At 47.2% G+C, this 10655-nt stretch carries 14 protein-coding genes and 1 pseudogene; 9 read left to right on the forward strand and 6 right to left on the reverse strand.

Annotation, left to right across the window (positions count from 1 at the left end):
- Positions 1-181 (reverse strand): annotated as a pseudogene (locus WBA89_RS12310) (hypothetical protein); the annotation flags it as partial.
- Between the two features lie 198 nt (positions 182-379).
- Here WBA89_RS12310 and WBA89_RS12315 point away from each other — a divergent pair.
- Both WBA89_RS12315 and WBA89_RS12320 read left to right on the forward strand, forming a co-directional pair.
- Complete coding sequence (locus WBA89_RS12315) at positions 380-1339, forward strand: RNA polymerase sigma factor, RpoD/SigA family (RefSeq protein WP_424406733.1); 960 nt, start codon at positions 380-382, stop codon at positions 1337-1339.
- A 225-nt stretch (positions 1340-1564) separates the two neighbouring features.
- On the forward strand, positions 1565-1906 hold the full coding sequence (locus WBA89_RS12320) for a DUF760 domain-containing protein (RefSeq protein ID WP_194009546.1): 342 nt from the start codon (positions 1565-1567) through the stop codon (positions 1904-1906).
- Positions 1907-2003: 97 nt separating this feature from the next.
- Here the strand turns inward: WBA89_RS12320 and WBA89_RS12325 are convergent, their stop codons facing one another.
- Complete coding sequence (locus tag WBA89_RS12325; protein WP_424406754.1) at positions 2004-2234, reverse strand: hypothetical protein; 231 nt, start codon at positions 2232-2234, stop codon at positions 2004-2006.
- Here WBA89_RS12325 and mutT point away from each other — a divergent pair.
- The 4 genes from mutT (at position 2188) to WBA89_RS12345 (ending at position 3587) form a co-directional block, all read left to right on the forward strand.
- Complete coding sequence (gene mutT, locus WBA89_RS12330; RefSeq protein WP_424406736.1) at positions 2188-2601, forward strand: 8-oxo-dGTP diphosphatase MutT; 414 nt, start codon at positions 2188-2190, stop codon at positions 2599-2601. The genes WBA89_RS12325 and mutT overlap by 47 nt on opposite strands.
- Before the next feature lie 108 nt (positions 2602-2709).
- Positions 2710-2928 (forward strand): type II toxin-antitoxin system HicB family antitoxin, encoded by a 219-nt coding sequence (locus WBA89_RS12335; RefSeq protein WP_424406738.1) that lies wholly within the window; start codon positions 2710-2712, stop codon positions 2926-2928.
- Positions 2925-3146 carry a type II toxin-antitoxin system HicA family toxin gene (locus tag WBA89_RS12340; protein ID WP_424406740.1) on the forward strand — a complete coding sequence of 74 codons (222 nt, stop codon included), beginning with the start codon at positions 2925-2927 and terminating at the stop codon, positions 3144-3146. Before WBA89_RS12335 ends, WBA89_RS12340 begins: the two co-directional genes overlap by 4 nt.
- A 291-nt stretch (positions 3147-3437) precedes the next feature.
- The gene (locus WBA89_RS12345) at positions 3438-3587 is read left to right on the forward strand and encodes a hypothetical protein (protein ID WP_424406742.1); all 150 of its coding nucleotides are present in this window, start codon (positions 3438-3440) and stop codon (positions 3585-3587) included.
- A gap of 17 nt (positions 3588-3604) precedes the next feature.
- Here the strand turns inward: WBA89_RS12345 and WBA89_RS12350 are convergent, their stop codons facing one another.
- A complete protein-coding gene (locus WBA89_RS12350) occupies positions 3605-4846 on the reverse strand; it encodes a histidine kinase (protein WP_424406744.1) in 1242 nt (413 codons plus the stop codon).
- Positions 4847-4934: 88 nt separating this feature from the next.
- On the opposite strand from WBA89_RS12350, the gene WBA89_RS12355 reads away from it, so the two are divergent.
- Entirely contained in the window at positions 4935-6623 is a 1689-nt protein-coding gene (locus WBA89_RS12355) for a DUF2079 domain-containing protein (protein WP_424406746.1), read from the forward strand.
- 38 nt (positions 6624-6661) lie between these two features.
- On the opposite strand, the gene WBA89_RS12360 is transcribed toward WBA89_RS12355, so the two are convergent.
- Positions 6662-6805, reverse strand: coding sequence for a hypothetical protein (locus tag WBA89_RS12360; protein WP_424406748.1), 144 nt, complete (start codon positions 6803-6805; stop codon positions 6662-6664).
- 54 nt (positions 6806-6859) lie between these two features.
- On the opposite strand from WBA89_RS12360, the gene WBA89_RS12365 reads away from it, so the two are divergent.
- Complete coding sequence (locus WBA89_RS12365) at positions 6860-8047, forward strand: glycosyltransferase family 4 protein (protein WP_424406750.1); 1188 nt, start codon at positions 6860-6862, stop codon at positions 8045-8047.
- Here the strand turns inward: WBA89_RS12365 and WBA89_RS12370 are convergent.
- Positions 8008-8250: a hypothetical protein gene (locus WBA89_RS12370; RefSeq protein WP_424406752.1), complete on the reverse strand. Its 243-nt coding sequence runs from the start codon at positions 8248-8250 to the stop codon at positions 8008-8010. The two genes, WBA89_RS12365 and WBA89_RS12370, sit on opposite strands and share 40 nt — an antisense overlap.
- A gap of 247 nt (positions 8251-8497) precedes the next feature.
- Between WBA89_RS12370 and WBA89_RS12375 the strand changes: the two genes are divergently transcribed.
- Positions 8498-9742, forward strand: a complete 1245-nt coding sequence (locus tag WBA89_RS12375; protein ID WP_424406756.1) for an MFS transporter — start codon at positions 8498-8500, stop codon at positions 9740-9742.
- A gap of 290 nt (positions 9743-10032) precedes the next feature.
- Here the strand turns inward: WBA89_RS12375 and WBA89_RS12380 are convergent, their stop codons facing one another.
- Positions 10033-10641, reverse strand: coding sequence for an RNA-guided endonuclease InsQ/TnpB family protein (locus tag WBA89_RS12380; protein ID WP_424406758.1), 609 nt, complete (start codon positions 10639-10641; stop codon positions 10033-10035).
- Positions 10642-10655: the final 14 nt, after the last annotated feature.

A 10655-nucleotide genomic window follows, 5' to 3' on the forward strand; every position in this document is an offset into this window, starting at 1 on the left:
CTCCCAATCTCCCCCTCTCCCCATCTCCCTCTCCCCCTCTGAGATTTCCGGGATTTTGTTTAACACGATGCAACTCTGAAATTAGTTTGCGGGTACTCTCGTACCAACTGTGCAGCCTTGCATGAAATAAATGTAAAGAAATGTAGCTAACCGCTCTCACAAATGTTAAGATTCTTAACATAAGTAGTATTTTGCACCCCCCAACCAAAACCTAACCTGAGACGGTGCTGAGTGGGAGTAGCAGCTAGCTACCATAAAACGAAGCCTCTTTAAATGGAAGGAAAGCGCAAATCCCCGCCCGTTTTCCTTCTCAACTAAAACTAAAGGTTTGCAACTACCGCAAACCTTTATAGGCAAAGATCCTCAGCGGGAAAAGCTCATGAAAACTCTTAAGTCCTCAGATACAGATTCTGTTCGTGCTTACTTGCGGGAAATCGGCCGCGTTCCCCTGTTGACCCATGAGCAAGAAATACTCTACGGGAAACAGGTACAGCGATCGGCCGCACTGCATCAGGAGAAAAAGATTTTAGCCGAAGAGTTAGGCCGCGACCCGACGGCGGCTGAATGGGCACAGGCAGTCGGGCTGTCTGAGGCGCAGTTGCAGCGGACGATCGACCACGGCGAAAGGGCCAAGCGCCAAATGGTGGAAGCAAATCTCCGCCTGGTAGTGTCTGTTGCCAAAAAATATATCAAGCGCAACGTAGATTTACTCGACCTCATTCAGGAAGGGACGATCGGGATGCAGCGGGGAGTCGAAAAATTTGACCCGACAAAGGGCTACAGATTTTCAACTTATGCTTATTGGTGGATTCGTCAGGCAATTACTCGGGCGATCGCCGAAAAAGGTCGCACCATCCGCCTGCCGATCCACATTACCGAAAAACTCAACAAAATTAAAAAAGCTCAGCGCCAGCTAGCTCAACAGCTCGGCCGCGCGGCTACTTCTGCTGAGTTGGCTGCTGAGTTAGATTTGACTCCCAAGCAAATTCGCGAATATCTCGATCGCGCGCGCCTCCCGCTTTCCCTAGACTTGCGCGTGGGAGACAATCAAGATACTGAGTTGGGCGATTTGTTGGAAGATACCGGTACTACCCCAGAAGATTTTGCCCTGCAATCTTCCCTGCGGACTGACTTAGATCACCTGATGGCGGAACTGACTCAGCAACAGCGACAAGTGCTGGCCTTGCGGTTCGGTTTAGAAGACGGTCAAACCTTAACTTTGGCAAAAATAGGCGATCGTCTCAACATCAGTCGGGAACGGGTGCGGCAAATCGAACGGGAAGCCTTGACCAAACTCCGCAAGCGCAAGCAAGATATCAACGATTATCTCGCCAGCTAGCTAGATTGGGGATTGCGCCCGGACACACCCGATCGCCAATCCCCAATCTAAAATAGTAAAAACCGTCGCCTTTAATTCGGTTGTGCTCACTCGGTTGTGCCGACTGTCCTGCTACATTAGTAATTACTTAGTAATAAAGATCAACAGCGATCGGATAAGGTAAAGGTTATTTAATTTAACCGCCCGCATCTAAAATAATAAGCTGTCTCTGAAACGGAGGTACTCGTGAGTAATTCATCTAATAAATCCCCAGAATTTTTTGAAGAAGACGGAGAAAATGCCAATTTATTATGGCAATACGTGCAGTCAATGGCTCCCGACACTGTTTCTCAGTTGTCTAAACCGACTTCTCATGAAGTGTTTCAAGTAATGGAGCGAAATATTGTCGGACTCTTGGGAAATTTGCCTTCGGAACATTTCGGGGTGACAGTGACTACCAGTCGCGAACATTTGGGTAGATTGCTCGCCTCGGCCATGATTAGCGGTTATTTTCTCAAAAATGCCGAACAGCGCATGACTTTTGAAAAGTCGATACAAGCCAGTGAGAGACACGGCTCGGAAGATTAGTCGGTTACTAACATTTAAGCTCTGCAAATGTCAAGCCCCCCTCGGAAGATGGGGGGCTATTGTTAGTTGGCAGTTGGTAGTTGGCAGTTGTGAGTTGTCATATCAATTCCGGTTGCACGAGCGAAATGATAGCAACGGAGGAGACGGCATTTCTGTATCCGTACCCCAATAATATTGTAGGGATACAGAAATGCCGTCTCCTGATTTGGCGTAATATTAATAACCAATAACCAATAACCAATAACCAATAACCAATAACCAATAACCAATAACCAATAACTATGTCTCTTTCTCCTGTGCCCCACAAAGTTATCGGCGTTGCTGTAATCTGGAACGACCGACAACAAATTTTGATTGACAAGCGCCGACAACACGGAATGCACGGGGGTTTTTGGGAGTTTCCGGGCGGTAAAATAGAGCCTGGGGAAACGATCGAAGCTTGCATACAGCGGGAAATTATGGAAGAGTTGGGAATTGTTGTCGAAGTTGGCGATCGTCTGATTACAATTGACCACGACTACACTAAATTTACAGTTAGGCTCTACGTACACCACTGCCGCCACGTCAGCGGGGAACCGCAAACGATCGAGTGCGATGAAATTCGCTGGGTGTCACTCGACGAAATTCACCAGTTTACTTTCCCCAAAGCCAACGAACAGATTATCGCCACTTTGCTTGAGAATCGATCGGCTTAAGCTGAATCAAGAGTTAGGATTCCGGCTGAAATTCTCATCCAACCCTATGAATCGGTAAAAGTCGATCGTTCAGGGATAAAATAAGAAACAACTATATGGTTTGCACCTATGAGCCAGCAGACAAGACAGGTAATCTTATATAGAGATGAAGATGGTTATTGGGTTGTGGAGTGTCCGAGTTTAAAGGGATGTAATAGCCAAGGAAAAACCAAAGAGGAGGCTCTGTCGAACATCAAGGAAGCAATCTCCGGCTACGTGACGGCGCTGGAAGAGGATGGGTTATCTGTCCCAGAAGACAATTTTGAAACATTCTTGGTGGTCGTGTGAGTAAGTTGCCTAGTATTTCGGGGAAAGAGTGTATCCAGGTTCTAGAAAAAATAGGTTTCTATCAAAAACGGCGAGAAAGCACTCACATTATCATGCGAAGAGATGAACCGTTTGCCCAAGTTGTTGTTCCCGACCACTCAGAGATTGCTAAAGGAACGTTAAGAGCAATAATTCGAGATATTGAGTTAAGCGTTGAAGAGTTTGTGTCATTGCTGTAGTAGGGAATAATCCTAGAGCCTTACACTGAGTATGGTGCAGCTTGAAACTGTAGCACTGATATCGATCCGACTGGAATGCTCCATTCTATAGCCTTTAGACATCTCCCATAATTATTGTGGAACAGGCAGGATGCCTGTTCTTGAAAGCCTTTTTAGGAGATGTCTTTTTTGCTAATCTAATCCCATAATTATTGTGGAACAGGCATCCTGCCTGTTCTTAAAAGCCTTTTTAGGAGATGTCTTTTTTGCTAATCTAATGGGGAGCATCTCATATTTTTGCAAAAATATGAGATGCTCCTGGTAGTCCTCCATATAGAAATTGACCTTGGTAAAACTGTCGGTCGTACCTTAATTTCAATCCATAATTTACCACAGCCGATCGCCCAACTGGCAAATGCGCGATCGCGAAAACCTCTCTACCATTTTCCAGTTCACACATAATATTAAATTGCTAATTTTCACCGCCCCAGCGGCAAAGTAAAGTGAAAACAAGTGCCTCGATCTGGTACAGAGTCTACCCAAATTTGACCGTAGTGGGCGCGGATAATGCCTTGACAAAGAGACAGCCCAATGCCGTAACCGTCTGTTGATTTATCTCGCTGCAACCGAAAGCTGTCTTCAAAAATGCTTGCACAATCTTCTTGAGGAATACCAGGGCCGCTGTTGCAAATGCTGACTTGAACCTTGTAAGCTGTGCGGTGGAGCATAGAAATACTAACAGTTCCTTGCTCTGGCGTGTACTTGCTGGCGTTGTCGAGCAGGTTGACGATGACTTGTTTGATGCGATCGGGATCGGCATAAACCAAGGGCAAATCTGCGGGAATGTCTGTTTCTAATTTCAAATTTTTCGCCTGAAATTTATCTTGAAATTGCAGGATTGCATCTTGACAAATCCCTCCCAGTTCTATTTTTTTTTCTTGAATGTGAAGTTGAGCGTTTGTGCCCCTGGCCGCTTCGAGGATATCTGTAATCATTCGATCGACAATTCGGATTTGGCGGCGGGCTTGTTTCATCAAATGAGCCGCCAGAGTCGGTGTCAAAAGCGACTTTTGCCCCTCCTTAACCTTCTGAGTTGAGTCCAAAGTCTCCAAAGCCAAAGATGCGGCTGTCAAAGGATTTCGCAAGTCGTGAGCCAGCATCGCAATAATCCGGTCTTTCAACTGCAACTGCTCTTGCAGGTGTTCTTGTTCCTTTTTGAGGCGAAAAACTTCATCGGAAAGCTGCACGAGCTCGGTGGCGCAAGCAACAGAATAGATAGGTTTTGGGTCGGCCAGAGCAGCAGCAGCCATAGCTGGGCCCGACTGCTGCTGGGCTGCGTATTCTTCTACAGAACGCTTCCAGCGGGGCCACCACTGTTCTAGTTGGGCGATCAAATTGCTGCCGGCGAGAGTTTGTCGGGGTTCGGGATGAATTTTGAGCAGGGAGGGAGTAGCTACAAGTTTAAAGTGTTCGGCTAAATCCGGCTGTTCTCCGACATTGATGATTTGAAGATCGAAGTCGCACTCTGCCTTCAAATCCTTGAGGTACTTGCGGATGTGTCTGGTCTGTTCCCGCGAGGAGGAACGCTTGTCTACGAACAGCAAAAGCTGCAAAAGCGGTGCGGGATTGGCCGGCCGTTCGGGAGAACAGTCGGTGTCGCTGGTGCTGGGTTCGGGATGGACGCTGTTGAGCTTTTCGATCTGGTGAAAATAATTGACCATTGCCGAGCCGAGTTATTTCACTTCTACTTTAATTTAATACTTACTTTAGATTTATGCTAATGTCCGATGATTTGATTACGGCGGGCCCATGACATTTTTGAGATGGAAGAAAAATGAATCGCTGCAGGTGGTGGTAAAAGTGGCGATCGCCTTTTTTGTGCTATGCCTATTGCTGACACTGCATCGCTACTACAACTTTTACGCTACATACGACCAAGGCATTTTCAATCAACTTTTTTGGAACGGCACTCAGGGACGCTTGTTTGAGAGTTCCCTGTCTTCGGCTTTGTCCACTAACGTGGTTCACCAAAATGAGCTCCCGTCGGTATCTTATTACCGATTGGGGCAGCATTTCACCCCGGCACTGATGCTGTGGCTGCCTATTTACTCCTTGTTTCCCTCGCCTGTCACTTTGACGGTGTTGCAGGTGACTTTAGTTACGGCGGCTGGTTTAGTGCTCTGGGTTCTCGCCAGACACTATCTAGAACCGCGGCTGTCGGCGGCAATTGTGTTGAGCTACTACTGCGCTAACGCGGTTATCGGCCCGACTTTGGGCAATTTTCACGATGTTTGTCAAATTCCGCTTTATGTTTTTAGCTTGCTGCTGGCGATGGAGAAGCGCTGGTGGCCGATGTTTGGGGTTCTGGCAACTTTAATTTTGGCTGTGCGAGAAGATGGGGGAGTTGTTTTATTTGGCGTGGGAGTTTATCTAATTTTGAGCCGGCGCTATCCTCGGACTGGTTTAGCTGTCTGCGCGCTCAGTTTTGGTTATATGATCGTCCTGACGAATCTGATTATGCCTTTGTTTTCTGCTGACATCTCCCAGCGGTTTATGATGGAACGCTTCGGTCAATATGCCGATGGAGATGAAGCTTCGACTCTGGAAATTATTTGGGGAATGGTTAGCAATCCCGGCCGGTTGGTGACGGAACTATTTACGCCGTTTTTTGGTAAGATTAGATACCTGCTGGGTCAGTGGTTGCCGTTAGCTTTGGTTCCTGCCTTCGCGCCTGCGTCTTGGACGATCGCTGGATTTCCGCTGCTGAAGCTATTTTTAGCCAAAGGAGAGTCTGTGCTGGCGATTAATATTCGCTATGCGATGACGGTGGTTCCAGGGCTGTTTTACGGGGCGATTTTGTGGTGGGCCGATCGCCAAAAGGAAGAGGATAAAATTAAGAGGGGAGAACAAACAATTTTGCGTTTTCCTTCAGCAGTTTTGCCTTTCCCTTCGTCTTCAAAGTTTCGCCGCTTTTGGGGGTTTTGCATTTGCTTGTCGCTATTTTTTACCTTCACGTCTAACCCAAACCGGACTTTTTCTTTGATTTTACCCGATGCGATCGATCCTTGGGTGCAGGTTCCTTTGCTCCGACAGTGGCAGCACGTTTCTCAAGTCCGGCCACTTTTGGCTCAAATTCCTGCGGATGCTAGCGTGTCTGCAACAAATAATATTGTGCCGATTTTGTCAAGCCGCCGGGAAATTCTCCGGTTTCCGATGTTTGAACTCCGCAACGATGCGGGGAAGGCGGTGAAAATGGAATATGTAATTGCCGATATGTGGCAGTTGCAGCAGTATCAAGCTGCGTTTCGCCGGGAACGGGGACAGTTGCAGGCGATCGTCCCGCAGATCGATCGAATGTCCAAATCAGGAGAATACGGAATTGTGGGCTTTGAAGACGGCGCGATTTTGATGCGTAAGGGTGCTGCTTCCAACTCTGCACCGGCGGCTGCTTGGATGAGTTTTCGCCGGGAATTAGAACCGATTTTGAAGCAAGGGTAAGCCCGATCGCGCGATCGCCCGAAACTGGCGCAGCCCAACTATTGCAGAAACCGGGTTTTGGAGGCAGCCGGAGGGCGATCGAGCAATTCCTGCAAACACCCGGTTTCTGCATAATTTTCCATCCTGTCAGCCTTCGGGCCTAAATTTGCCTTTCCTAAAAAATCAGGTATGCAATTATACAATAAAATAGTCAACAATCAACATTAAGATATATAAATTCTTGGGAGCACAGAAATATGAAAGTTTTGGTATTAGCCTGGGAATTTCCTCCCAGAATCGTAGGCGGCATCGCCCGCCACGTATCGGAACTGTATCCAGAATTGGTGAAGCTAGGCCACTCGATTCACTTAATTACAGTAGAGTTCGGGCACGCGCCGATGTATGAAGTGGTAGAAGGAATACAGGTACACCGGGTGGTAGTGGGACACGCCAAGGACTTTTTTCACTGGGTGGCGAATCTCAACCAAAGTATGGGCCACCTAGGCGGCAAACTGATACTGGAAGAAGGCCCCTTCGACCTGATCCACGCTCACGACTGGTTAGTGGGAGATGCGGCGATCGCCCTCAAACACACCTTTAAAATCCCGCTAATTGCCACCATCCACGCCACCGAATACGGGCGCTTCAACGGCATCCACAACGAAGGACAGCGCTACATTAACAACAAGGAAAACGACCTCGCTTACAACGCTTGGCGGGTAATTGTTTGCACCGACTATATGCGGCGGGAAGCCGAACGGGTACTATCGACTCCGTGGAACAAAATCGAGGTAATTTACAACGGAATTAGAGCCGAAAAAAAGCCCAGGTGGCACGAATTTGACGCGATGAACTTCCGCCGTCAATTTGCAGCAGACGACGAAAAAATAGTTTATTATGTAGGAAGAATTAGCTATGAAAAAGGTATTTCGGTATTTCTGAATGCTGCACCTCAAGTAATTTGGGAAATGGGTGGGAAAGCTAAAATTGTGATTATTGGCGGCGGCAATACAGACTATCTCAAACATCAGGCTTGGCATTTAGGAATTTGGCATAAGTGTTATTTTACTGGCTTCATGTTTGAGGAACATCTCGACAAATTCCAGACGGTGGCTGACTGCGCGGTTTTCCCCAGTCTTTACGAACCTTTTGGGATTGTAGCGTTAGAAAGTTTTGCAGCCAGGGTGCCGGTGGTAGTTTCCAATACGGGCGGCTTGCCGGAAGTGGTGCAGCATACAAAAACAGGGGTTGTCACTCAAGCAAACAATCGGGATTCTTTGGCCTGGGGAATTTTGGAAGTGCTGAAAAATCCGGGTTACGCGCGGTGGTTGGTTGACAATGCTTATGAGGATTTGGAACGCCGGTTTAGTTGGCCGAAGTTGGCGATGGAAACCGAGTGGGTTTATCACCGGGTGATAGAGGAAAGGGCAGAGGTTAATTGGTAAGAATGCTGGCTGTTGGCTGTTGGCTGTTGACTGTTGGCTGTTGACTGTTGACTGTTGGCTGTTGGCTGTTGGCGGTTGACTGTTGACTGTTGGCTGTTGGCTGTTGACTGTTGGCTGTTGACTGTTGGCGGTTGACTGTTGACTGTTGGCGGTTGACTGTTTACTGTTGGCTGTGGGTAGAATATCAACTTTTTTGGTTGCAAATATTAAGAAATTGCAACACAATGATAGATAGACTTGACTTTATACTAATTCTCAAAACTCATGCAACAGTAGCTGTAGGGTGCGTCGCTACCCTTAAATCCCAAAAAAGAGCGACAATTTTACAGCGACTCACCGGTGCGGACAGTCTTTCAGGAAACAAACTTAACACTCAGGATTGTTGCTTTCTGGAGGCGAGAATTGGTATTAGCTTGAGTGGACTCCGAAGGTTTTACGGGAATTCGCATCTTGAATATTTTTAGGGACATCGAACCCCAACGCAAACGCAGCTTGCTGACTTTATTTGCAGCAGGCTTGCTATTCTGGTCGAGTTTGGCTTCGCTGCTGCCAACTTTGCCGCTGTACGTTCAATCTGTAGGCGGCACAAAACAGCAAATTGGCTTTGTGATGGGTGCATTTGCGATCGGGCTTTTGCTTTCGAGGCCGCAGTTGGGCAAAATAGCCGATCGCACGGGGCGAAAACAAGTTTTACTGATAGGAGTGTCAGTTGCTGCGATCGCCCCTATAATGTACCTGTTCGCTAAATCTATTCCCTTACTGTTATTTATCAGGGTTTTTCACGGCATTAGCATCGCTGCTTTTACCACAGCTTACAGCGCCTTAGTGACTGATTTTTCACCGCCGGCAAAACGGGGCGAATTAATCGGTTACATGAGTTTGGTAACTCCTATCGGTTTGGCATTTGGCCCGGCGATTGGCGGATTTGTGCAAGCTGGGGTTGGTTATACTCCTTTGTTTGCGATGTCGGCAACTTTCGCCACAATTGGTGTATTTTTCACCAGCAAAATTGCGGAACCTAATTTTGCTGAGTTAACAAAATCTGACTCGCTATCTGAAAACAAAAACACCCAAAAATACTGGCAAATGCTGTGGAATCCAAGGGTGCGGATTCCGGCTTTGGTGTTATTGCTGGTGGGTTTGGTATTCGGAACTTTGAGCACTTTCATGCCTTTGTTTATCCAAGAAACTAAGGTTAATTTGAATCCGGGATTATTTTATTCGACGGCGGCTGTCGCCAGTTTCGGTATGCGTTTGGTGACGGGACGGGCTTCGGACAAATACGGCCGCGGCTTGTTTATTTCTGGCGGCTTGATCTGTTACGCCCTGTCTATGTTATTGTTGTATTTTGCTAACACCAGCGGTGCTTTTTTAATCGCGGCTTTGGTTGAAGGTACGGCAGGCGGTACGGTTTTGCCGATGATGGTGACGCTGATGTCGGACAGGTGCGAACCTCAAGAAAGAGGTCGATTGTTTTCGCTTTGTATTGGCGGATTTGATTTGGGAATTGCGCTGGCTGGCCCGATTTTAGGCTTTGCTGCTGAACAAGTCGGCTACAGAAATATGTTTGGTTTGGCTGCGGCAGTCAGTGTGTTAGCTTTCCTGATTTTTGTTACTTTGTCTAGCAAGGGTTTGTCTCATTCGCTGAAATTTGCGATCGGGCGCGGCAAAGATGTCTATGCTTTGAATAGGTGACAATCGGCTCGATCGTTCGGACTTTAGTCCTGCTTAACTCCCAGTAAAAAAAGACGACTGAAGTCCCGGCTCGATCGTTCGGACTTTAGTCCTGCTTAACTCCCAGTAAAAAAGACGGTATAGCAATCCTCGCATCATTTGCATCATTATTGTAGGGTTTTTCCCCCTTGAAGAGCCCGATAGATAGGGGGGTAGGCACGGGGGCACTACTACAAATTTATCTGCGATCGCGCACGGAATACCCAGTTTACAACTTGTTCGGCCTTAAGTAAACGGTAGTCAACTACCCATCACCAAGCGGAGTACCTCCGGAGGTGTGGGCTTGTATCTGAACTCCACCGCAATTCCGAGAATCTAGAAAGAATTTCAGCTTTAGTTTCACCGCTCGATACATTAGGGGATGCTGACAAGCTCCCCGTACTCATCCAGTCTTGCCGGACAAGCAACGCTCTCATTGCAATATTTCGCGCACCAATCAAATCAGCGTGTAACTCATGATTACAACATTCGCATCGAAACAATAGTCCTTTGTTCGGTCTATTAGCATCCGAAGTATGTCCGCATTTAGGACAACTTTTCGACGTATAATGAGCCGGAACTTTAGTTGCTAACGAACCATTTAGATTAGCTTTGTAGTCAATATATCCGTGCAATTCGGCATAAGACCATTTAGCTTTGTTTCGATTGGCTCTGCGTCTCTTCTTGCTTGCCTTTTTACCCGATTTAGTTCTAGTTTTTTCCCGGATTCCGGTCAAATTTTCTAGTCCAATCAGGGTGTGAGGCTTTGCAATATCCTTACTGATTTGGTGGTTCACATCAGCGATAAACCGTCTTTCTCTCCCAGACAAAGCGATTAGTCTTCGCTTCGCTGAACGAGTGTCTTTGCGCTGAAGAGTCATCCGTGCTTTATGGT

Origin of the sequence: Microcoleus sp., from assembly GCF_049646505.1 — a bacterium.
In the GTDB taxonomy this organism is placed as follows: Bacteria; Cyanobacteriota; Cyanobacteriia; order Cyanobacteriales; family Microcoleaceae; genus Microcoleus.

Coding starts and splice junctions, on each gene's coding strand:
- WBA89_RS12315 (WP_424406733.1), top strand. CDS start 380: ATGAAAACTCTTAAGTCCTCAGATACAGATTCTGTTCGTGCTTACTTG.
- mutT (WP_424406736.1), top strand. CDS start 2,188: ATGTCTCTTTCTCCTGTGCCCCACAAAGTTATCGGCGTTGCTGTAATC.
- WBA89_RS12335 (WP_424406738.1), top strand. CDS start 2,710: ATGAGCCAGCAGACAAGACAGGTAATCTTATATAGAGATGAAGATGGT.
- WBA89_RS12345 (WP_424406742.1), top strand. CDS start 3,438: ATGCTCCTGGTAGTCCTCCATATAGAAATTGACCTTGGTAAAACTGTC.
- WBA89_RS12350 (WP_424406744.1), bottom strand. CDS start 4,846: ATGGTCAATTATTTTCACCAGATCGAAAAGCTCAACAGCGTCCATCCC.
- WBA89_RS12355 (WP_424406746.1), top strand. CDS start 4,935: ATGACATTTTTGAGATGGAAGAAAAATGAATCGCTGCAGGTGGTGGTA.
- WBA89_RS12365 (WP_424406750.1), top strand. CDS start 6,860: ATGAAAGTTTTGGTATTAGCCTGGGAATTTCCTCCCAGAATCGTAGGC.
- WBA89_RS12380 (WP_424406758.1), bottom strand. CDS start 10,641: ATGACTCTTCAGCGCAAAGACACTCGTTCAGCGAAGCGAAGACTAATC.